Annotated in this window: 17 protein-coding genes; 11 read left to right on the top strand and 6 right to left on the bottom strand. The window is 72.3% G+C overall.

Going from position 1 to position 22,906, the window contains the following annotated elements:
* Window positions 1-84: 84 nt before the first annotated feature.
* The 8 genes from Q9S36_RS16950 to Q9S36_RS16915 all read left to right on the top strand — a co-directional run bounded on the left by Q9S36_RS16950 (window position 85) and on the right by Q9S36_RS16915 (window position 13,394).
* Window positions 85-4,965 (top strand): DEAD/DEAH box helicase, encoded by a 4,881-nt coding sequence (locus Q9S36_RS16950; RefSeq protein ID WP_311286136.1) that lies wholly within the window; start codon window positions 85-87, stop codon window positions 4,963-4,965.
* Window positions 4,958-5,758, top strand: a complete 801-nt coding sequence (locus Q9S36_RS16945; RefSeq protein WP_311286135.1) for a DNA-formamidopyrimidine glycosylase family protein — start codon at window positions 4,958-4,960, stop codon at window positions 5,756-5,758. Before Q9S36_RS16950 ends, Q9S36_RS16945 begins: the two co-directional genes overlap by 8 nt.
* A 248-nt stretch (window positions 5,759-6,006) precedes the next feature.
* Window positions 6,007-7,167, top strand: coding sequence for an ABC transporter ATP-binding protein (locus tag Q9S36_RS16940; protein ID WP_311286134.1), 1,161 nt, complete (start codon window positions 6,007-6,009; stop codon window positions 7,165-7,167).
* Between the two features lie 41 nt (window positions 7,168-7,208).
* Entirely contained in the window at window positions 7,209-8,393 is a 1,185-nt protein-coding gene (locus Q9S36_RS16935; RefSeq protein ID WP_311286133.1) for an extracellular solute-binding protein, read from the top strand.
* Window positions 8,386-9,333, top strand: coding sequence for an ABC transporter permease (locus tag Q9S36_RS16930; RefSeq protein ID WP_311286132.1), 948 nt, complete (start codon window positions 8,386-8,388; stop codon window positions 9,331-9,333). The genes Q9S36_RS16935 and Q9S36_RS16930 overlap by 8 nt, the downstream gene beginning before the upstream one ends.
* The gene (locus Q9S36_RS16925; RefSeq protein ID WP_311286131.1) at window positions 9,330-10,241 is read left to right on the top strand and encodes an ABC transporter permease; all 912 of its coding nucleotides are present in this window, start codon (window positions 9,330-9,332) and stop codon (window positions 10,239-10,241) included. Before Q9S36_RS16930 ends, Q9S36_RS16925 begins: the two co-directional genes overlap by 4 nt.
* 3 nt (window positions 10,242-10,244) lie before the next feature.
* Window positions 10,245-11,897, top strand: coding sequence for an amidohydrolase (locus tag Q9S36_RS16920; protein ID WP_311286130.1), 1,653 nt, complete (start codon window positions 10,245-10,247; stop codon window positions 11,895-11,897).
* Between the two features lie 66 nt (window positions 11,898-11,963).
* The gene (locus Q9S36_RS16915) at window positions 11,964-13,394 is read left to right on the top strand and encodes an FAD-binding oxidoreductase (protein WP_311286129.1); all 1,431 of its coding nucleotides are present in this window, start codon (window positions 11,964-11,966) and stop codon (window positions 13,392-13,394) included.
* Between the two features lie 10 nt (window positions 13,395-13,404).
* Here Q9S36_RS16915 and Q9S36_RS16910 read toward each other — a convergent pair whose 3' ends face one another.
* A complete protein-coding gene (locus Q9S36_RS16910; protein WP_311286128.1) occupies window positions 13,405-14,991 on the bottom strand; it encodes a PucR family transcriptional regulator in 1,587 nt (528 codons plus the stop codon).
* A gap of 306 nt (window positions 14,992-15,297) precedes the next feature.
* On the opposite strand from Q9S36_RS16910, the gene Q9S36_RS16905 reads away from it, so the two are divergent.
* Both Q9S36_RS16905 and Q9S36_RS16900 read left to right on the top strand, forming a co-directional pair.
* On the top strand, window positions 15,298-15,705 hold the full coding sequence (locus tag Q9S36_RS16905; RefSeq protein WP_251451886.1) for a transferase: 408 nt from the start codon (window positions 15,298-15,300) through the stop codon (window positions 15,703-15,705).
* A 48-nt stretch (window positions 15,706-15,753) separates the two neighbouring features.
* Window positions 15,754-16,371 (top strand): thermonuclease family protein, encoded by a 618-nt coding sequence (locus tag Q9S36_RS16900; protein ID WP_311286127.1) that lies wholly within the window; start codon window positions 15,754-15,756, stop codon window positions 16,369-16,371.
* 27 nt (window positions 16,372-16,398) lie between these two features.
* On the opposite strand, the gene Q9S36_RS16895 is transcribed toward Q9S36_RS16900, so the two are convergent.
* Entirely contained in the window at window positions 16,399-16,794 is a 396-nt protein-coding gene (locus tag Q9S36_RS16895) for a DUF1304 domain-containing protein (RefSeq protein WP_311286181.1), read from the bottom strand.
* 38 nt (window positions 16,795-16,832) lie between these two features.
* On the opposite strand from Q9S36_RS16895, the gene Q9S36_RS16890 reads away from it, so the two are divergent.
* Window positions 16,833-17,594, top strand: a complete 762-nt coding sequence (locus Q9S36_RS16890) for a LysR substrate-binding domain-containing protein (protein WP_396653788.1) — start codon at window positions 16,833-16,835, stop codon at window positions 17,592-17,594.
* Window positions 17,595-17,815: 221 nt separating this feature from the next.
* Here Q9S36_RS16890 and Q9S36_RS16885 read toward each other — a convergent pair whose 3' ends face one another.
* The 4 genes from Q9S36_RS16885 to Q9S36_RS16870 are packed head-to-tail and all read right to left on the bottom strand — an operon-like array spanning window position 17,816 to window position 22,860.
* Complete coding sequence (locus Q9S36_RS16885) at window positions 17,816-20,281, bottom strand: CHAT domain-containing protein (protein WP_311286126.1); 2,466 nt, start codon at window positions 20,279-20,281, stop codon at window positions 17,816-17,818.
* Window positions 20,282-20,302: 21 nt separating this feature from the next.
* Window positions 20,303-21,748 (bottom strand): S8/S53 family peptidase, encoded by a 1,446-nt coding sequence (locus Q9S36_RS16880; protein ID WP_311286125.1) that lies wholly within the window; start codon window positions 21,746-21,748, stop codon window positions 20,303-20,305.
* 34 nt (window positions 21,749-21,782) lie between these two features.
* Window positions 21,783-22,253, bottom strand: a complete 471-nt coding sequence (locus tag Q9S36_RS16875; RefSeq protein ID WP_311286124.1) for a hypothetical protein — start codon at window positions 22,251-22,253, stop codon at window positions 21,783-21,785.
* Window positions 22,243-22,860: a sigma-70 family RNA polymerase sigma factor gene (locus Q9S36_RS16870; protein WP_311286123.1), complete on the bottom strand. Its 618-nt coding sequence runs from the start codon at window positions 22,858-22,860 to the stop codon at window positions 22,243-22,245. Before Q9S36_RS16870 ends, Q9S36_RS16875 begins: the two co-directional genes overlap by 11 nt.
* Between the last annotated feature and the right edge of the window lie 46 nt (window positions 22,861-22,906).

Below are 22,906 nucleotides of genomic sequence, written 5' to 3'. Positions count from 1 at the left end.
GGCGCGTGCGTGCCCCCGAGATCCGGCCGGCTGCTCCGCTGTCAATCCCGCCCCGCTGTCGGAGGCGGGGACCAAGATGGAGGGATGAGTGCGCCTCAGACGAGCGGCGGCGGGCCGGATGCGACCCACGCCGTGCTCGAGCGCTTCGGACCGGCGACCCGCGACTGGTTCCGCGGCGCGTTCCCGCGTCCCACCGACGCGCAGGTCGGCGCCTGGGAGGCGATCTCGGCGGGCCGGAATGCGCTCGTGGTCGCCCCGACCGGATCGGGCAAGACCCTGTCGGCCTTCCTGTGGGCGATCGACCGCGTCTTCCGCGAGCCGTACGACACCGGCGGGTCACGCGCCCGCCGCGACGGCGACAGCGGCACCGCCCCTCGCGCGGGCCGCACGCGGGTGCTCTACATCTCGCCGCTCAAGGCGCTGGGCGTCGACGTCGAGCGGAACCTGCGCTCCCCCCTCGTGGGCATCGGCCAGGCCGCGCGGCGGCTGGGGATCGACGTTCCCGACGTCACGGTCGGGGTGCGCTCGGGCGACACCACGTCGAGCGACCGCCGGAAGCTCGTGCAGACGCCGCCCGACATCCTCATCACCACGCCCGAATCGCTCTACCTCATGCTCACCAGCCAGGCGGGTGAGACGCTGCGCGACGTCCATACCGTCATCGTCGACGAAGTCCACGCCGTGGCGGCCACCAAACGGGGCGCGCACCTCGCCGTCAGCCTCGAGCGCCTCGACGCCCTGCGTCGCGCCCATGATCCCGCCGCCCCCGCCGCGCAGCGCATCGGGCTCTCGGCCACGGTGCGCCCGATCGACGAGGTGGCGCGCTTCCTGGGCGGCGCGGCGCCGGTCGAGATCGTGGCCCCGCGCGCGACCAAGGCCTTCGACATGCGGGTGATCGTGCCGATCGAAGACATGCTCAACCCTCCGCCGCCGCCCGGCAGCGCCCCGGCGCCGGGGCCTCGCGACAGTGCCGATCGCGACGGTGCCGATCGCGACGGTGCTGCTCACGACGGCGCTGATCGGGATACCGCCGACACGGCGCCGACCATCGACGAGGACTGGTTCGCCGACCGCAACGGCACCGGCCGCACCGCAGGGCCCGACGGCGCCGGCTACGACGGCGGGGCCGAGGCGACGGGGTCGGTGTGGCCGCACGTGGAGGAGGCGATCGTCGACCGCATCCTCGCTCACCGGTCGACCATCGTCTTCTGCAACTCGCGCCGCCTGGCCGAACGCCTGACCGGGCGCCTCAACGAGATCTACGAAGAGCGACTGGGTATCCCCGCTCCCGCCGACGCCGCGCCGCCCGCGGCGATGATGGCGCAGGCCGGATCCAGCGCGGGCGCGGCTCCGGTGCTGGCCAAGGCCCACCACGGATCGGTGTCGAAGGAGCAGCGCGCGCAGGTCGAGGAGGAGCTGAAGTCCGGCATCCTGCGCTGCGTCGTCGCCACGAGCAGCCTCGAACTGGGCATCGACATGGGAGCGGTCGACCTCGTGATCCAGGTCGAAGCCCCGCCCAGCGCCGCATCGGGCCTGCAGCGCATCGGCCGCGCCGGACACCAGGTCGGAGAAGTCAGCCGTGCGGCGCTGTTCCCCAAGCATCGAAGCGACGTCCTGCACACTGCGATCGTGACGGAGCGGATGCTGGCCGGTCGTATCGAGGCGATCGCGATCCCGCAGAACCCCCTCGACATCCTGGCGCAGCAGACGGTGGCCGCCTGCGCGCTCGGGCCCATCGACGTCGAGGGATGGTACGAGACGCTCAAGCGGAGCGCCCCGTTCCGCTCGCTCCCGCGGTCGGCGTACGAGGCCACGCTCGACCTCATCGCCGGACGCTTCCCGTCCGACGAGTTCGCCGAGCTGCGCCCGCGGGTCGTCTGGGACCGCGACGCGGGCACCCTCACCGGTCGCCCGGGATCGCAGCGGATTGCGGTCACCAGCGGCGGGACGATCCCCGACCGCGGGCTGTTCGGCGTCTTCGTCGCGGGCGAGTCGCAGAACGCCCGCGTCGGGGAGCTCGACGAGGAGATGGTGTACGAATCGCGGGTGAACGACGTGTTCACCCTCGGCACGACCAGCTGGCGGATCGTCGAGATCACGCACGACCGCGTCAACGTGGTGCCCGCGTTCGGCCAGCCCGGCAAGCTGCCGTTCTGGCACGGCGACGGCATCGGCCGCCCCGCAGAGCTCGGCGAGGCGCTCGGCCGCTTCTCACGGGAGGTCTCGGCCGCCGACCCGGCGAAGGCCCATGAGCGGCTCGAAGAGGCGGGCCTGGACGAACGTGCCATCGGCAACCTCATGTCCTACCTCGCCGAGCAGCGCGAAGCAACCGGAACGCTGCCCACCGACCGCTCCCTCACCGTCGAGCGCAGCCGCGACGAGGTCGGCGACTGGCGCGTCATCCTGCACTCGCCCTTCGGCATGCAGGTCCACGCCCCCTGGGCGCTCGCCGTCAACGCCCGCATCCGCGAACGGCTGGGCGTCGAGGGCTCCGCCGTCGCCAGCGACGACGGGATCATCGCGCGCATCCCCGACGCGACCGCCGAACCGCCCGGAGCCGAGCTGTTCGTCTTCGACCCCGACGAGCTCGAGCAGATCGTCACCGAAGAGGTCGGCGGTTCGGCGCTGTTCGCGTCGCGGTTCCGGGAGTGCGCGGCCCGCGCCCTGCTGCTGCCGCGACGCAACCCCGGCCGCCGCAGTCCGCTGTGGCAGCAGCGACAGCGCTCGGCCCAGCTGCTCGAAGTCGCCCGGCGCCATCCGACGTTCCCGATCATCCTCGAGACCCTCCGCGAGGTCCTGCAGGACGTGTACGACGTGCCGGCGCTGCTGGGCATCGTGCGCGGCATCGGCGAGCGCCGCATCCGCCTGGTCGAGACCACCACGACGCAGCCGTCGCCGTTCGCCCGCGACCTGCTGTTCGGCTACGTGGGCGCGTTCATGTACGAGGGCGACTCGCCGCTGGCCGAACGCCGGGCGGCCGCGCTGTCGGTGGACCCCGCGCTGCTGAGCGAGCTGCTCGGCAAGATCGAGATGCGCGAGCTCCTCGACCCCGACGTGATCGCGCAGTTCGAGCGCGAGGCGCAGCGGCTCGACCCCGACCGGCGCGTGCGGGGCGCCGAGGGAGTGGCGGACCTGCTGCGCCTGCTCGGCCCCCTCGACGCCGCCGAGGTGGCGCTGCGGCTGCGACCCGACGTCGACGACGAGGACGACGCGCCGATGCCGGCCACCGAGGCCGAGGCGGCCGCGCTCCTGGACGCCCTCGTCACCGCCCGCCGGGCCATCCCCGTCACCCTCGCCGGGCACCCGCGGGTGGCCGCCATCGAAGACGCCGGCCGCCTGCGCGACGCCCTCGGCGCCGCCCTTCCCGTCGGCATCCCGAACGCCTTCCTCGAACCCCTGGCCGACCCGCTCGGCGATCTGGTCGCCCGTCACGCGCGCACCCACGGTCCGTTCCGGACGGATGCCGTCGCCGAACGACTCGGCATCGGCATCGCCGTGGCGCGCCTGACCTTGCAGCGCCTCGAGGCCCAGGGGCGGCTGGCCAGCGGCTACTTCCTCCCCGCGGCCGGCGCGGGCGCGGACGACCAGACGGAGTGGTGCGACGCCGAGGTGCTCCGCCGACTGCGGATGCGCTCGCTGGCGGCGATCAGGGGAAGCGTCGAACCGGTCCCGCAGGATGCGTTCGCGCGGTTCCTGCCCACGTGGCAGCACGTGACGCGTCCGCTCGAGGGGGTCGACGGGGTGGCGGCCGTCATCGAGCAGCTCGCCGGGGTGCCGCTTCCGGCCAGCGCCTGGGAGTCGCTGATCCTGCCCTCCCGCGTCGCCGACTACACGGCGGGCATGCTGGACGAGCTCACGTCGACCGGCGAGGTCGTCTGGACCGGGCACGGCGCTCTTCCCGGACGCGACGGTTGGGTGGCCCTGCACCCGGCCGACGGCCTCACCCTCACCCTGTCCGAGCCGGAGGACGACGTCGCGTCCGACTCCCTCGACGCCCGCGTGCTCGCCGCGCTCGACGGTGGTGGGGCCTACTTCGCCGGGCAGCTGAAGAGCCTCGCGGATGCGGAGAACGAACAGTCAGTGGTCGAGGCGCTGTGGCGGCTGACATGGGCGGGCCGGGTGACCAACGACACGTTCGCGCCGGTGCGGACCCTGCTCGCGGGTGGAAAGACCGCGCACCGCACCGCTCGCCGAGCTCCGCGCGCCCGCATGTACCGCGGCGCCGCCGTCCGCACGGTCGCAGCCGCGACGCCGGCGCGACCGTCGGCCGTCGGCGGCCGCTGGTCGCTGCTGCCGACACCCGAGGCCGACCCGGTCCTGCGGGCGACGGCCACGGCGAGCCTGCTCCTGGACCGCTACGGCGTGGTCACGCGCGGGTCGGTGCAGGCGGAGGCGGTGCCCGGCGGCTTCGCGCAGACCTACCGCATCCTCGCGGGCTTCGAGGATGCCGGGCACTGCCGTCGCGGGTACGTCATCGAGAAGCTGGGAGCTGCCCAGTTCGCCGCGTCCGCCACGATCGACCGCATCCGCGAGTTCGCCTCCGCGGGCGACCCGCCGCCGAAGCGCGCCGTCACCCTCGCCGCGACCGATCCCGCCAATCCCTACGGCGCCGCCCTGGTATGGCCCGCTCTGGAAGGGGTCGGCCACCGCCCCGGGCGCAAGGCCGGCGGGCTGGTCGTGCTCGTCGACGGCTTCCTGACGCTGTACCTCGAGCGCGGCGGGAAGTCGGCGCTCGTCTTCACCGACGACGACGACGCCCTGGCGGCCGCCGCGCGCGATCTGGTCGCCACCGCCCGCACACGACGACTGGACACCCTCACGATCGAGCAGGTGAACGGCGAGTTCGTCTACGGGACGGGCATCGGCCGAGCGCTGCGGGATGCCGGGTTCGTCGAGTCGCCGCGTGGCCTGACCCTCCGCCGGCTCACCGCCGGCGACGCCGCGCGAGAGGCCGCCCGTGCCTGAGGGCGACACCGTCTACCGCGCCGCTCATCGGCTCGACGCGGCGCTCGCGGGCGGCGTCGTCACGCGCTTCGAGCTGCGGGTGCCGCAGGCGGCGACGGTCGACCTCACCGGCGAGATCGTGCACGGGGTCGTGCCGCGGGGCAAGCACCTGCTCCACCGCATCGGCGACTTCACCCTCCACTCGCACCTGAAGATGGAGGGCCGCTGGGACGTGTACCGCCCGGGCGACCGCTGGCGCCGACCCGCCTACACCGCGCGCGCGGTCGTGAGCGCGCGCGTCCCCGACGGCACGGAGTGGGAGACCGTGGGATTCGACCTCGCCGACATCTCGGTCGTCCCCACGCGCGAAGAGGATCGACTCGTCGGGCACCTCGGTCCCGACCCGCTCGCCGACGACTGGGATCCGGGCGAAGCGGCACGCCGCCTGGGGTCCGACCACCGGGCCGTCCACGTCGCCCTCCTCGATCAGCGCAACGTGGCGGGTTTCGGGAACGAGTACGCCAACGAGATCCTCTTCGTGCGCGGCATCCTGCCCGATGTCCCGGCCGACGAGACCGACACGGCGGCGATCATCGACCTCGGCGCGCGCATGATCCGGGCGAACCGCGACCGCAGCGGACGCACCTTCACCGGCGACGCACGTCCGGGCCGTTCCACGTGGGTCTACGGCCGCGAGAACCGCGCTTGCCGCCGCTGCGGCACACGGATCCGCAGCGGCTCGCTGGGCGCCGACCCCACGCGCGAGCGCAACGTCTTCTGGTGCCCGACGTGCCAGAAGGCGCCCGCGACCTGACGCGGCGGACGATCTGTCGCACGCTCCCCTCTTTGCACGGGATCGGACCCGGATGCCGGCGAGGAAACGCCACGTTTTCCATACCGTTACACAACTCCGGACGATCTGTCGGGCGGCGAGCGGCCCGTCCGCGGATCGTCCGGTTCGCGCGCGCGACCATTGCACCGCCGGGGACCGCGTGTATTGAATGACGACAACATTCCACCGCCGGGCGCCGAGGCCCGACGCGATCAGGAGGGCCTCACGAGGTGACGACGGCGACCGAGACGGACACGGTGACGGGATCCGTCACGACCGAGGGCCGCGGGTCGGTCCACCTCGAGGGGATCACCAAGCGCTACGGCGACGCGGTGGCCGTCGACGACCTGTCGCTGTCGATCCAGCCCGGCGAGTTCATCTCCTTCCTCGGCCCCTCCGGCTGCGGCAAGACCACGACGCTGCGCATGATCGCCGGGTTCGAGCACCCCGACGCCGGCGACATCCGCATCTCCGGAGCGTCGGTGCTGAACGTTCCGCCGTACCGCCGCGACGTCAACACCGTCTTCCAGGCGTACGCCCTCTTCCCGCATCTTTCGGTCGCCGAGAACGTCGCCTACGGCCTCCAGCAGCGGCGCACGCCCAAGTCCGAGGTTCGCGATCGCGTGTCCGAAGCGCTGGACCTCGTGCAGATGCGCAGCTTCGGCGATCGCAAGGCGACGCAGCTGTCCGGCGGCCAGCAGCAGCGGGTCGCCCTGGCGCGCGCGCTCGTCAACCGTCCTGCCGTGCTCCTGCTCGACGAACCGCTGGGCGCACTCGACCGTCAGCTGCGCGAAGAGATGCAGCTCGAGTTGAAGCTCCTGCAGGCGCGACTGGGGATCACCTTCGTCTTCGTCACACACGATCAGGGCGAGGCGCTGTCGATGAGCGACCGCATCGCCATCATGCGCGCCGGTCGCATCGAACAGCTGGCCGACGCCGACACCGTCTACGCCCGGCCCGCGTCCGCGTACGTCGCCGCGTTCGTGGGGCAGCAGAACTTCTTCCGCGGCGACGTCGCCGAATCCGGCGCGGCGGTGGCGTCTGCCCACGCTCTCGTGCGCGGGACGGCGACCACTCTCAGCGGCTCGCGCGGCGAGGCCGCCGTCCGCCCCGAGTTCATCCGCATCGAGAGGGATGCCGCAGCCACCGCCGGCGAGGCCAACGTCGCCCGCGGCGAACTCATCGGCGTCTCGCACCTCGGCGACACCATGCAGTACCTGGTGCAGCTCGGCGGCGATCAGAGTCTGATCGTCCGCCGCCCGACCCCCGACGCACCGAGCCTGCGCGTGGGCGACGCCGTCGCCTGCACGTGGTCGGCGCAGAACGTCCTGCTGTTCCCCCTCGACGACGCCGCCGAAGAGGGCGGCTACATCGCCCCGCCCACCCGCTGACCGCCTCGCCGCCAGGCTCCGACCCGACCCAGGAGACCACGATGACCGACTCCCGTAACCCCCTGCGCATCCTCGCCCCCGAAGGCGCCGCACAGGTGATCGCACGCGAGGTCTCGCGCCGGCGCTTCCTGAGCATCGCGGCCATGACCGGCGGGGCCGCCTTCCTCGCCGCGTGCAGCAGCGGCGGCGGCACCACGCCGCAGCCGCAGGCCACCGGCGGCTCCCTCGAGAACAGCCTCTCGGTGTACACGTGGGGCGACTACGACTCGCCCGATGTGGTCGAGTCGTTCACCTCGGAGCTGGGGCCGCGCGTGACGCTGGACTCCTACTCGTCGAACGAGGAGCTGATCGCGAAGCTGATCGCCGCCAAGGGCACCTCGGGCTACGACATCGTCGTGCCCACCGGTGTCTTCATCCCGCAGATGATCGAGAACGGCCTGCTCCTCCCGTTCACCAAAGAACTGCTGCCGAACATGTCGAACATGGATCCGGCCTACCTCGGTCGCGCGTGGGACCCCGAGAACGAGTACTCCGTCTGCAAGGCGTGGGGAACGACCGGCTTCGTCTACGACAAGAACGTGATCACCCGCGAGCTGACTACGTGGGCGGACTTCTTCGACGCCGCGCAGAACGAGGCGAGCGGCAAGACGTCGATGTCCGACGACCCCGCCGGCATCCTCGGCGCCTACTTCTGGGCCAACGACATGGACTGGAACACCGAGGACCCCGCCGAGCTCGACGCGTGCGCCGACTTCCTGGTCAACACGATCGCCCCGCACATCTCGGCGTTCGACTCCTACGCCGGCAGCAACGCCATCCCCCAGGGCACCCACGCGCTCATGCAGTCGTGGAACGGCGACGCGCGTCTCGGACTCATGGAGTCCAGCGAGCCGGAACGCTGGCAGTGGGTGCTGCCCGGCCCCATCACGGAGCTGTGGATGGACAACTGGGCCATCGCCGAAGGCGCGCCGCACCCCGAGGCGGCCCACGCGTTCATCGACTGGTCGATGACCCCCGACAACCTGCTGCTCAACCTCGACTACATCGGCTACAACGTCGGCGGCAAGGACATGGAGCAGGCAGCCGAAGACGCGGGTCTGGAGATGCTCGACCTGATGTTCTTCACGCCCGAGCAGCTGTCGTCCATGAAGGAGCAGGTCCTCAACGACTCCCAGTCCCGCCGCGTCGAGATCTGGAACGAGATGAAGGCCGCCGCTGGTGCGTAGACGCCCCACCGGCGCCGCGCTCGCGATCCCGGCGTGGGTGTGGCTCCTGCTCTTCTTCGTCGCGCCCGTGCTGATGGTGGTGTGGTTCAGCTTCGGCTACAAGCCCGGCATCTTCGGCACGCACGCGAACGACATCCTGTCGTTCGACCGCTACGTCGAGGCGATGTCGCCGACCTTCTTCTCGACCTTCCAGAACACTCTGTGGGTCGGGGTGATCGGCACCATCCTCTGCTTCCTCATCGGCGCACCGGTGGCCTACTGGATGGCCTTCAAAGTGAAGCCCGAGCGGCGCGGCATCCTCATCGCCCTCGTCCTCGTGCCGTTCTGGACGAACTTCCTGGTGCGCACGATCGGGTGGCAGGTGATCCTGTCGCCCGAGGGCGCCGTGTCGGAGTTCCTGCAGGCCATCGGCCTGATCGGCGGCCCCCTCGACATCCTCTACTCCCGCACCGCGGTGCTGATCGGCGTGGTGTACAACTACCTGCCGCTCATGATCCTCCCGCTCTTCGTCGCCTTCGACCGCGTGGGCCCGGCCCTGCGCGAGGCTTCGAAGGATCTGGGTGCGGGGAAGGTCGCCACCTTCTTCCGGGTGACCCTGCCGCTGTCGCAGCCCGGCATCATCGCCGGAGTGCTGCTGGTGTTCATACCGTTGATGGGCGACTACATCACCGCGACCGTGCTGGGCGGCGCGAAGGGCAACATGGTGGGCCAGCTCGTGGCGAGCCAGTTCCAGACGGCGCAGAACTGGGCCCTCGGCTCGGCGATGGCGGTCGTGCTGATGCTCGTCATCACCCTCACGATCGCCGTCGCGGGCCTCATCGTGTGGCTCGTGTCGCTTCCCTTCCGCAGGCGCAACCGACTCGTCCTCGGCCCCGCCGCCGCGCCCGCAGGCGCCGTCCCCGCCCCTGCCGCGCAGAGCCCCGCCGAGGTGAACTCGTGAGCGAGACCAAGACCGAGACCATCCTCCGCCGCGAGGGGGCCACCGGCCCCAACCGCCGCAGTCGACTGGTGCGCAGGCCGTGGACGGACGTCGCACTGAACGTCTGGGGCGTTCTGGTGATGCTCTTCCTGTTCGCGCCGATCATCGTCATCGTCATCTACTCGTTCAACACCGGACGCCTCCTGGTCGCGTGGGACGGCTTCGGCATCGACGCGTTCCTGACCATCCTCGAAAAGCCCGCCATCCAGAGCGCGGTGCGCGTGTCGCTGATCACCGCCTTCATCGCCGCGATCATCGCGACCGCCCTCGGAACCCTCGCGGGCATCGCGATGGCCCGCTACCCGGGGAAGTGGACGTGGTGGTTCCTCGGCCTGCTGCTGTTCGTCTCGGTCACCCCCGAGATCGTCGACGCCGTCGCGCTGCTCCCGTGGATGGTCTTCCTCGGGCAGGACGTCGGGCTGTCGATGTTCAATGACGGCATCGTGCGTCTGTCGGTGGGCTCGTCGCTGTTCGCGACCGCGGTCGTCTCGTACATCGTCCGCGCGCGACTGGTCGGCCAGGACGCCAATCTCGAGGAGGCCTCGAACGACCTCTACGCCCCTCCCCTGGCCACGTTCCGGCGCATCACGCTGCCGCTGGCGATGCCCGCGGTCCTGGCGGGGTTCCTGCTGGCGTTCACCCTCAGCCTCGACAACACGATCATCGCCGCGTTCGTGCAGGTGTCGGGAACGACGCCCTGGCCGGTGTACGTCCTCAGCGCGCTGCGTTCGGGACTCCGGCCCGAGATCGCCGCGGTGTCGACCATCATGCTGCTGCTGACCCTCGTCGCCCTGGCCCTCGTCGCACTGGTGCTCAAGCGCGCCGGCGACAACGCCACGCAGATCGCCCGGACGATGACCGGGGGCTGACCGATGCCGTACGCCGATCTCGTGTTCACCGGAGGCCCGGTCTTCACGGCCGACGCCGTCCGCTCGCGGGCGACCACGGTCGCGGTGACGGGCGGCCGGATCGTCGCCGTCGGCGGCGATGACGTGCGGGATCTCGTCGGCCCGTCCACCGAGGTGGTGGACCTCGCGGGGCGCATGCTCATCCCCGGCTTCCAGGACGCGCACGTCCACCCGGTGTGGGGCGGACTCGACATGCTGCGCTGCGACCTGGCCGGGTTCCACACGGCGCCCGAGTACATCGACGCGATCGGCCGGTATGCGGCATCCCATGCCCAGGACCCGTGGATCCTGGGCGGCGGCTGGCAGATGTCGGCCTTTCCGGGCGGCACACCGACGGCGGCGCTGCTCGACACGGTCGTGGCCGATCGCCCGGCCTTCTTCCCCAATCGCGACGGCCACGGCGCGTGGGTGAACTCCGCGGCGCTCCGCCTGGCGGGCATCGACCGCGACACCCCCGACCCCGCGGACGGGCGCATCGAGCGCGACGCCGACGGCAACCCGTCGGGCACGCTGCATGAGGGGGCGATGGCGCTGGTGAACCGCCTCCTCCCCGAGGAGCCGCTCGAGCGCCTGACCGAGGCGCTGCTGGTCGGGCAGCGCCACCTGCACTCCTTCGGGATCACGGCGTGGCAGGACGCCATCGTCGGCAGCTACGGGGATGCCGGCGATCCCGGCCCCGCGTACCTGAAGGCCGCCTCGGAGGGCACCCTGACCGCGCGCGTCGTCGGCGCGATCTGGTGGGATCGCGCCCGCGGCATCGAGCAGATCCCGTCGCTGCGGGAGCGTCGCGAGCGATACCGCGGCGGACGCTTCGCCGCCACCAGCGTGAAGGTCATGCAGGACGGCGTGGCCGAGAACTTCACCGCCGCGATGCTCGAGCCCTATCACGACGGGCACCACCACCCGACCGACAACTCCGGCATCTCGTTCGTCGATCCGGCGGTCCTGAACGAGGCCGTCCCGCTGCTGGACGCCGAAGGCTTCCAGGTCCATTTCCACGCCATCGGCGACCGCGCCGTGCGCGAGTGCCTCGACGCCGTCGAGTCCGCCATCGCCCGCAACGGCCGCCGCGACAACCGGCACCACATCGCGCACATCCAGGTCGTGCACCCCGACGACATCCCGCGGTTCCGCGCGCTGGGCGTAGCGGCGAACATGCAGTCGCTGTGGGCCACGCTCGAGCCGCAGATGGTCGACCTCACCCTGCCGTTCCTGGGGCCCCGCCGCAGCGCCTGGCAGTACCCGTTCGGCGATCTGCTGCGCTCCGGCGCCGTGCTCGCGGCCGGGAGCGACTGGTCGGTGTCGTCACCCGACCCGCTCGCGGCCATCCACGTCGCAGTCAACCGCACGGCGGCGCCGGGCGAAGAGGGCGGCGACGAGCCGTTCCTCCCCGAACAGGCGATAGACCTCGCCACATCGCTCACCGCGTACACGGCCGGGTCGGCATGGGTGAACCACCTGGACGAGGTGACCGGCACGATCCGCGCGGGCGCCTACGCGGACGTCGCCGTCCTCGACCGCGACCCGTTCGCCGCCCCGGCGGACGAGATCGGCGAGACCCGCGTGCTGCAGACCTTCGTCGAGGGCGAGCGGGTGCACGCGGCCGCCGACGCCTAGCCCCGAGCCGCACCCCCGACGCCTTCGCCACTCCGCGACCGACCACACACCAGGGAAGTGATAGCCGTGGGCACCACGGTCTTCGAACGCCACCCCGCCTCCTCCTCCGCCGTCGCGCACAGCCTGCAGGACTCTCGTCAGAGCGTCTTCTGGCTGGACGACCTCCCCGCCGACCTCGTGCCGACGAGGCCGGCGCTGGTCGGCGAGCACACCGCCGACCTCGTGGTCGTGGGCGCCGGGTACACCGGCCTGTGGACGGCGCTGCATGCTCTGCGACGCGACCCCGCCGCGAACGTCGTGATCGTCGAGGCGCGCACCGTCGGGTGGGCGGCGTCGGGCCGCAACGGCGGCTTCTGCGAGGCGAGCCTCACCCACGGTCACGAGAACGGAGCGCGCCGGTGGCCGGAGGAGATCGCACAGCTCGAGCGCCTCGGCCAGGACAACCTCGACGCCTTCGAAGCGGACCTGGCTGCGTGGGGCGTGGACGCGCAGTTCGAGCGCGTCGGCGCACTGGACGTGGCCACCGAGCCCCACCAGCTCGCCTGGCTGCACGAAGAGCGCGACGCCCACCGCGCCGACACGGTGTTCCTCGACGAGGCGGCGGTCCGGGCATCCGTCGCCTCGCCGACGTACCTGGGTGCGGTGTGGCACACCCGAAGCAACGCCCTGGTGCACCCGGCCCGGCTCGCGGCGGGGCTGGCACGCGCGGCGGAGGAGCGCGGCGCCGTGATCTTCGAGGATGCGCCGGTGCGGGCCCTCGAGAACGCGGGGGCCGGCGTGCGCGTCGTCACCGCCGACGGCGCCGTCACCGCGCCCCGCGCGGTGCTCGCCACGAACGTGTTCCCGTCGCTTCTCCGGCGCAACGTCCTCATGACGGTCCCCGTCTACGACTACGTGCTGATGACCGAGCCGTTGAGCGCGCAGCAGTGGGATGCCGTGGGCTGGCGCGACCGCCAGGGCATCGGCGACATGGCCAACCAGTTCCATTACTACCGCCCGACGACCGACGGGCGGATCCTCTTCGGCGGCTACGACGCGATCTACCACTACGGCCGCCGCGTGCGCGCCGAGTACGAGGACCGTCCGGAGTCCTTCCGTCGGCTGGCGAGTCACTTCTTCACCACCTTCCCGCAGCTGGAAGGCCTGCGCTTCACCCACCGGTGGGCGGGCGCGATCGACACGTCCACTCAGTTCTGCGCCTTCTTCGGCACCGCACGCGCCGGCCGGGTCGCCTACGCCGCGGGCTTCACGGGTCTCGGCGTCGGCGCCGCGCGCTTCGCCGGCGACGTCATGCTCGACCTCCTGGACGGAACCCCGACCGAGCGCACCGAGCTCGAGATGGTGCGCCGCCGTCCGCTCCCCTTCCCGCCCGAGCCCGCGGCCGCCCTCGGCATCAACGCGACGCGGTGGTCCCTCGATCGTGCAGACCACCACGGGGGCCGGCGGAACCTCCTGCTGAAAGGTCTGGACGCCGTCGGACTCGGGTTCGATTCGTAGCCGGTCCGGGTCAGCGGCCTGCGCTGCGTCGGACGAGCAGTGCGAGGTGCAGCGCCGTCTGCGTCTCGCCGTCGTCGAGGTCGACGCCGAGAAGCTGCTCGATGAGGGCGATGCGCTGGTAGAACACCGAGCGGGACAGATGAGACGCCGATGCCGCCGCCGTGCGGTTGCCCGGGTGGGCGAGCATGGCTTCGAGGACGTCGAGCAGATCGCCGCCGCGGGCGAGGTCGTGGACGATGAGGGGCGACAGCATCCGCTCGCCGTGGTCGAGGACCCGGTGGTCGTCGCGGAGCGCCGTGACCAGCTGCACCAGCGGACGGTTCTCGGCGCGACGCAGCTGCGGGCCGCGGCCGGTGCGGCGGCGGCGCCCCCGGGCGAGGTCGACGGCCTCGTGCAGCGAGATCAGCGCGGTGTCGATGTCTTCCGCAGCACGGCCGACCGACACCACGACGCGCTCGGCGTCGGCCGCGGGGTCGATGGCCGCGCGAGCGAACGCGAGGGCCGCCGCATCGTCGAAGACGGCGTCGGCGGGCACCGACAGCAGCAGCGCGGACGCCGGAGTGACGACGGCGTCGGGCGCCGATCCGGTCAGCACCCGCGCGCGCAGTGCGCGGGCGGCAGCCTCTGCACCCTCCGCACTGACAGGTGCTCCGGCGACGACGACTCCGTAGAGCCGCGCACCGCGCACCGGCAGGCCCGCGGCCTCCAGCCGTGCGGCGGCGCCGCCCGCGCCCGCGAAGCGTCCGGCCAACAGCCCATCGACGAGGCGGCGTCGGCCGATCCGGCCCCACTCATCGAGATCACCGTCGGCGAGGCGCCCGACAGCGAGCGCGATCGCGCCCTGCTCGAGCACCGCCGTGCGACCGGCGGCGTGCTCGGGCCCGGGCAGGGCCAGAAGGTGCCCCCAGCGGATGCCGCGCGCCTCGACGGCGATGACCAGCCAGTCCTCGTCACCGGCCGGCAGCGCACGTTCGCGCCGGTGCTCGGCGCGCCGGTGCGCGGAGCGCGAGCGCAGCTCCCAGTCGGTGAACAGCTCGTCCTCGAGGGAGAGGGGCACCTCGGCGGCGACCACCTCGTGCGCGAGGTTCTCCAGAACGACCGGCGCGCCCAGCGTCTGCGCGAGCTGATGCACGATGAAGTCGGCGGGCGAGCCGCGCAGGGCGAGCGCGGTGAAGCGCTCGCGAACCTCGTCGCGAGCGCGCAGGGCATCGGTCTGGCCGGTGATGATCCGTCGGTGGACGGCCTCGGTGATGTTCACGAACTTCAGCTCGCGATGCAGGATGACCAGAGCGAGGTCCCGCTGGCGGGCCGCCTCGATCACCACCGCCGGTGTGTACTGGTAGTGGGTGCCGAGTTCGAGGATGACCCCCGACAGCCCCGCGTCCGCGAGCTCGTACATGAACGCGCGCAGCTCGTCGGTGTCGACCGGCCACGATTTTCCGGTGGACAGCAGCAGCTCGCCACCGTAGAGGAGCTTGCCGACACCGGCGTTGTCGGAGACGTGCAGCCACCGCACGCGGGCGTCCAGTGCGGCCCCGCCCACGACCACCTCCGGCACACCCTGCGCCACGGCGTCCAGAGCGATGACCTCACGCACCGTCGGCAGCGTTTCGGTGGCCGTCCTCGGGCTCGGACGTTCCGTCTGACTCGCCCGATCCTGTCGGTGTTCGAACACGGCGGGGCACCTCTTCCGGCTTGCGAGTTCGGGTCGTCGCCAGCCTATCCGACGGTCCGGTCGAAGTGTCCGGAAGAGCACCGTGCCGAACCGATCCAATCCGTCCATACCTCGTCGACGAAGAAGTGGCAAGACCGTGCATCCAAACCGGTGGATGCGGGGGAATGAATCTGTACAACGCCGAGTTCTACCTTTACTCGGCACCACCCGGCGCCGGAGGAGGAGATCGTGGGCAAGAACTACGTCGACATCGAGAACGACCGGGGCGAAACGCTGCGATACCGCAAGCACGCGAACGGCCGCGGATTGATCGCGCACGGGGCCAAGGTGCACGCCAGCGCCGTGGTCGAAGCCGGCGCGTACATCGAGCCGGGCGTGCAGGTCGCCGCGGGCGCCCGCGTGGGTCGCGGTGCGTGGATCGAGTCGGATGCCGTGATCGGGCCGGAGGCGGACATCGCGCCGCACGCCCACATCGGACCCAAGGCCGCGATCGGCGCCGGCGCGAAGATCGGCGTCCGCACGCAGATCGGCTCCGGAGCCCGTGTGGCCGGCGGTGCGCTCATCGGCGACGACGAGACGATCGGCGACGGCGAGCGCGTCGCGACCGACCGTCGCGGGCTTCGACTGGCCGCCTGAGAGGCATCAGCCGCACCGACGTCCGACGATCCGGCTAACGTTCCGGATGTGAAACGACCCCTCGCACCGGCGATCACCCGCGTGATCGCCGCGATGGCGGGGGTCGCTGTCTTGGTGGGCGCTGTCGTGGTGGGCGCTGTCGTGGTGGGCGCTGTCGCAGGGGGAATCGAGCGCACCGACCCGGCCCCACCGTCTCCTGAACGACCGCCCGCCACGGCAGGGATCCCCGCGCCGCCGGCGGGCGCGATCCGGCTGTCCGTCGAGGATGTCGTCGACGGCGACACGCTGCGGGCGCGAGCGCTGGACCCCGGCATCCTGGAGGTGGGAGCCTCGACGCGCGTACGCCTGATCGGGATCGACGCGCCCGAGGTGCACCCCGAGCTGCACTGCGGGGGACGCGAGGCGGCCGAACGACTGGCCGCGCTGCTTCCCGAGGGCTCGACCGTGTGGGCGGCTCCTGACGCCGAACTGCGCGACCGCTACGACCGCGCGCTGCTGTACGTGTGGGCGGAGGACGGCGGGTTCGTCAATCACGCGCTCGTCGCCGACGGACTGGCCACCACGATGGTGATCGCCCCGAACGACGCCTACGCCCCGCTCCTCGCCCGCGCCGAGCAGGACGCACGGGAGGCGGGCGCGGGATCATGGGCTTCCTGCGGCTGGTGACCTCGGGTCGCGGACCCCGACCGCGGGCTACGCGAAGAGCATCAGGACGAATCCGACCAGCGGCAGCGTGCCCTGCAGGAGCGCCGCGCGAAGATAGGCGCGTCCCGTCGTGGTCAGGACGAGCGCCGCGGCGGCCATCGATCCGAGTGAGAACAGCACGAGGGTCCGGCCGGCGACCTCGGCCGCCGTGCCGGGCGCGCCCGCCCAGAACAGCACGATCCCGATGACCGCGCCGATCGCGAGGAAGAGGTTGTAGAAGCCCTGGTTGTATGCCATCGGGCGCACGGTGTCGGCAGCAGCCTGGTCTTTGACGCCGAAGCGCCGCCAGATCGCGGGCCGGCTCCACTGCACGCTCTCCATGACGAAGATGTAGACGTGAAGCAGCGCGGCCAGCGCGGCGACGACCGTGGCGATGATCGCGATCATGAGGCGAACGATACGCCCGGGCTACGCTGAACGACATGGCGAAACGCGGCGGTGCCCCCCGCAGACCCCCACGACCGGGGCGTCCGGGCGGCGCGGGGCGCACGGGCGGTCGCGCCTCGGCCCCGAAGACCGGGGCCGCGAAGCCCTCCCGTCCTCGCTCGCGCACGGCACCCGATGCGCCAGCGCCGTCATCGCCCCTTCCCCCCGGCCCCTTCCGCCTGGGCGCCATCCCCGGCGCCACCCCCGGCAAGTGGATCGATGTGTGGCAGGAGCGGATGCCGGGCGTCGATCTGGTCCTCGAACCTCTCGCCGTGGCCGAACAGCTGCACGCGCTCGCGGAACGGACGGTCGACGCGGCCCTGGTGCGCCTGCCCCTGCAGGCGGACGACGTCCACGTCATCCGCCTCTACGACGAGATGCCGGTCGTGGTCGCCGCAGCCGAGTCTCACCTCACCGCGGCGGACGATCTCGCCCTCGCCGACCTGGCGGGCGAGATCGTACTGACCCCGCGCGACGACGTCCTCGGCGTGACCGTCCCCGGCGCCGTCGCACCCGCCTTCGGCGCCCCGGCCGACACCGCCGAGGCCATCGCGACCGTCGCCGCCGGTGTCGGGGTCGTCATCGTGCCGATGTCGCTCGCGCGCCTGCACCGCCGCAAGGACGTCGAATACCGTCCCCTGACGGACGGCCCCGTCTCGACGGTGGCCTTGGCCTGGCCTGTCGATGACCCGTCGCCCTTCGTCGAGACCTTCATCGGCATCGTGCGGGGACGCACGGCCAACTCCTCGCGCGACTGACCGTCGCCGCGCGCACGAAGAAGAGGGATGTCGCCGACCTGGGTCTCTGCGACATCCCCCGGAACGACCCGCGACGACCGCGCGTTCCTCGCGCCCCCAGCGGTCGTCAGCGCCCCCAGTGCCCGGGGTCCCCGCCTCCGAGCTGCGTGGGTCGTTCCGAAGTGAAGGAGCCCCGTACGGGCGCCCTGATACATCGACCGCGGAGAAGTTCTCCCGGTTCGTCAGAACCCCGCCCCGTGGGACTGGAAGGGCGCGATGATGCCGGTTCGAGCGGATGCCGCGGCGAGCGCTTCGGCGGGCGCGAGACCCGCGGCGAGCTCCGCGTGCATCGCCCCCAGCAGCTCGCACGCGGCGTCGTCGGCGACGACGACCGGGGCGGCCACCACGCAGCGGGTGCCCGCGTGGAGCCAGACGCGCGTCATGCCGATCGCCTCCTCGCCCCATCGCACCGACGAACGGCCGACTTCGCACGCCGACAGAACGACCGTGTCCGGCACGGTCGGGATGCGGTCGATGTCGTAGCCGAAGAGGGCGCCGTCGGCCAGCTCGAGACCCGAGAACAGCGGGTTGTCCACCGCGTGCCGGCCGTGGGCCGCGATGTGCAGGACGTCCACCTCGCCGGCGAGGCGGGTCACCGCGTCGACCCGGGCGTCGGCGTCGTCGAGCACCGTCGCCGCCGGCCACGACCGCGCGGCCCGCTCGATCTCCTCCCGCCCGCGTGACACCCGCGGTCCGACGGCGAACCCCGCGCGGGCGGAGGAGGCGGTGCCCGCACGCAGCGCCACCCACCTCGTCGCCGAGACGGCGAGGGTGAACACGCGGCCGCGCAGGGCCGGCAGCATCCCCCACGGCATGCCGTTGAGCACCCCGGGAGCGGTGATGACGAGTCGGCGCGCGTGGGTTCCCGCGAGCGCCGGCTCGACGAGCGCGCGGGAGAGGGTCTGCAGCCGGGCGTCGAGGGAGTCCTGCACGACACGGGCGAGGGGACCGGTGCGCACGGCTGCGCTGACGTCCAGGTCCGCCCGCAGCCCTGCCGAGGCCGAGCGCACGAGCGGCCAGTGGGGGATGTCGTGCACCTGCGCGCCCCGCGCGGTGACGACGACGCATGCGACGCGCTCGGCGCTCCAGACGTAGCTGAGCACCGCGGTGTCGTCGTCGAGGGCGGCCGCGACGGCATCCATCGAGGCATGCTCCTCGACGCCTCCTCCCCCGGTGTCGCTCCACTGCCGGCGTCGCAGGCGGTCGTGCAGCTCGACCGCTCGGGGGCTCGCGAGCCAGTCCGCGTCGCCGGCGTCGGCGCGCAGGGCACGCAGCTCGGCGAGGTCGGCCGCGGCGGCCGAGTCCGGCGAGGGACGCACGGGCACCACCCGCTGACTGAAGTGACGGGCCCGCTCAGACCATTCGAAGAGCACCTCGGGGCGCCCGGCGCGCAGCGCCGACGACAGCCCCGCCATCATGAGCGGCCGCCCGTGCATGACCACGGCGCTCTGCAGGTCGAGGCTGGCTGCGCTGACCTGCCACCGGGCCAGCTCGTCGAGCCCCTCGGCTGCGCGGCGTCGCGCCGGGGCCTCGCGTCCGGTCGCGAGGGCATCCCGCACCCGCACGCGATGGGCGAGGAGCCGTACGTCGATCGGCGCGTCGCGGGGAAGCCGGGGCGCGCGGGCGGGCAGCACACCGCGCAGGCGCCCTGCGAGCTCGACGGCGATCGCGTCGGCGGCGAAGCCGCGCGCGCGCAGGGACGCCGCCACCTGGACGATCTCGTCGGCGGGCGGCAGTCGCCGTGCCGTGGGCGCCGGGAGTCCGTCGCGGTCGACGACGCCGTCGGCGAGCTGCGCGCGCACCCGGACGCCGTCCGCGCGCGCGGCCCACGCCTCGCTGTCGACCGTGCGGAACCGGCGTGCGGCGGCGGCCGCGGTCCGCGCCGCGGCCGCCGGATCGTGGGCGAGGAGGGAGCGGGCCAGGTGCAGCTCGGCCTCGCCGCGCGCCTGCTGCATGCGGTGGGCGCCGAAGACGCGCGCCACGCGCTCCAGAGCGCGCTCGGCCTCGGTGGTGAGCCCGGCATCGCGCAGCACCTCGGCGCGGTCGAGATCGCAGATCGCGACGTTGACGGCCGAGGCGTGCTCCATGACGCCGCGCGCCTCGGCCATCGCCTCGAGAGCACGCACGAGGTCGCCCTCGAGCAGCGACACGTAGCCGGCGTTGTGGACCGCCATCGCCCGCTCGACCTCGTCGCCTGCAGCGGCGTAATCGGCGGCTGCGCGCTCGAGATCGGCGCGGGCGGCGGCGAAGTGGCCGGCCTGCATGTGCGCGACGCTGCGGTTGATGAGCATGGGCGTGCGGTGCTCGCGGTCGTCGCCGATGCGCGCGATCCCCCGGTCGAACCGGGCGACGGCGGCGGCGAGGTCGCCGCGCTCGAGGGCGAGCAGCCCGAGCTGTCCTTCGAGCATCGCCGAGGTGGTCGGCGACAGCCCCCGCTGCCGGAGGGCCTGCAGACACATCTGCTCCGCTGTCGCGGGATCCCCCTGCCGGATCACGAGCGCGGCGAGCGATCCGGTGATGCGCGCGCTCAGGTCCGGGTCGGACGACCGGTCGGCCGCGAGCTGCAGGAGCCGGCGCGCGGCCGCGTTCCGGCCGGCGTTCAAATGGCCCCGTCCGCGCTTGTACAGCTCCGTCGCCGAAAGCGTCATCCCCTCAGCATGGCCCGCCGCTCACTCCTGACGCGAGTGGTCCGCCTGCGCGAGGGATTCCCGCACGCGCGACACCGCCTCGTCCCACACGAGGCCCTCGCCGCGCATCCGCGCGATCCTCCCCGCGACCACCGGCGCCGCGAACGACGTGCCGCTCCACACCGCGAAGCCCCCGCCGAAATCGTCGGCGTCCAGAGTCTCGCGACGACGGTGGAACCGGTCGTCCCGCATCCCGGCCTGCACGCTCCCCTCGAACGACACCGGCACGGTCGAGACCAGCGAGACGCCCGGCGCGTAGACATCCACCCAGTCGCCGACGTTCGAGAACATCGCCACCGATGTGCCCGAGGGATTGAGCGCCCCCACCGCCAGGTGTCCCGGATCATCGGGAGCCAGCGAAGCCGGCGCCGCCGGACGATCGGTGGCCTCGTTGCCCGCCGAGCACACGACGACGCACTCCGTTCCCCGGATCCTCTCGAGCAGCCGCCCGATCTCCGACAGCGTCTGCGCCTCGCCGGGGGTCTCGTGGAAGAAGCCGAACGACAGGTTGAGCACCGCGACCGGAGTCTTCGCCATGAACTGCAGGAGGCGCCCGAGGGCGGCGATCACTTCGCTTTCGAGGATGATGCCCTCGCCGTCTGCGATGCGGATCGGGAGGATGCGCGCGTCGGGGCACTCCTGCCGGATGAGACCGGCGATGAACGTGCCGTGGCCGGCCGCATCGTCGAGGAGTCCGTCCAGCGGCTGACCGAGCGTGGGATGCCGCTCGGGGTCGGTGGCGGGGTCATCCAGCCCGATCGGCTCGCCCCCGTCGAGGTACGGAGGCACCAGGACGTCGCCGCGGAACCACGGATGGGTGCCGCACCCGGTGTCGAGGATAGCCACCACCGGACGATCCTTCGCCGACGACCTGCGGGGCTCGGGTCCCACGTAGGTCACCGGCTGCCTCCCGCCGAACCCGAGGGCGGCATAGCTGTCGATGCCCACTCCGGCGGCGTTCGCCTTGAACGGGTTCGCCTTGAACGGATTCGCCTTGAACGGGTTCGCTTTGAACGGATTCGCCTTGAACGGGTTGAGGCCCATCGAGTCCGTGCTGATCACGTGGTTCAGGCTCACACCGTCGGCCGCGCCGTTGAGCCGCGCCTGGCGCAGGATCTGCCACGCGTCCGGCGTCGTGGCCGGCCGCGTGCGGTCGGGGGCGGTGGTGATCCTCACCCGCACCGACTGCGCCGCCCCCGTCGTCCGCTCGCTCCACTCCGGCAGAGGGTCCGAGAGCCCCGGGAACTCCAGCTGCCAGCCGGCCGCCCTCGCGAGCTCTTCGATGTCGCCGAGGTCGTTCACGGTGCGTCGCTCGGTGTCGACGAGAAGCTCGTCGGCGACGTAAAGGGTGGGGAAGACCGTCCCCTTCGGCTCCCCCGCCGGATCGAGCTCCGCGATCCGCAGTGTCTCGCTGTCCTGCCAGCCCATGCGATTCCCCTCTTCTGGCGATCCGTCTCGCCGGTCACACCTCGAACTGCGGCGTCTGGAAGTCCTTCAGCTCGCCGCCGGCGTCGCGGACGACGATCCGCAGCCGCGAGACGCCAGGCGGAACATCCTCGAAGGCGAACCGGCCGTGCTCACTCGGATCGGCCGACCATTCGCGTTCTCCCTGCACGACCCGCACGGCGAGGGCCTCGGCGTCGGACCAGCCGTCGATGCGGCGTCCGCCGCCCTCGGTCGCCGTCACGTGCAGCAGCACGGTGGTCTGCCCGTCGCTGAACTGCAGCGTGGCCGTATCGGTCTCACCGCGGACGGCGGCGAGCGCCGACCCTTCGACGAGGGTGAGCAGCGCGTACTCGCGCGACAGATCCTCCACGGCGACAGCAGCGACCATCCGGTCGACCAGGTCGGCCGGTACCGGATCGACCCGCTCCCACACCGCGCGCAGCCGTGCGAACAGGGCCGCGTCGGCGGCGAAGTCCTCATTCACCATGGTCGTCCTCCTTCCACCCGGCACCGGCCAGAGCGGTGCGGAGCTTTCCCAGACAGCGCTGCCTCGTCGGGCCGATGGAGCCCACCGGCATCGACAGGTCCGCGGCGATGCGGGCGTAGTCGGGGCGCTCCTCGAACGCGACGATGCGCAGCAGCCGCCGGCAGCGTTCGTCGAGCGTCCCCACCGCATCCCACAGCCGACGGGTCTCGTCGTCGTGGGCAGCGGTCTGCTCGGCGGATTCGTGGACGGGGAGGTGCGGTTCGAGGGTCGCCGTCTCGGCGGGGTCGGCGCGGCGCTGCAGCTTGCCGACGCGCCATGCCTCGCGCCTCGCGCACATGGTCAGCCACCCCGACACCGCCTGGGCGTCCACGATCGACGCGTGGCGACGCACGAGCGTCAGCCACGTCGTCTGCACGACGTCCTGGGCGAGGGCGTGGTCGAGGCCGTAGGAGCGCACGACGTGCCACAGCGGCGGAGTCATCAGTCGCACCAGGTCGTCCATGGCGCGCGCGTCGCCCTCGCGCCAGCGCACGAACAGCGCGGCCGCTCGCTCCCAGCGCGGCGGCTCGGCTCCTTCGACGGGCGCGTCGGGTTGCGCATGCGTCATGACGCCCATTGTGTCCACACCGATACAGAGTGCGATAGGGGGCCCG

This window comes from Microbacterium sp. ARD31 (assembly GCF_031844425.1).
This window is presented reverse-complemented; position numbering and strand designations above follow the sequence as displayed.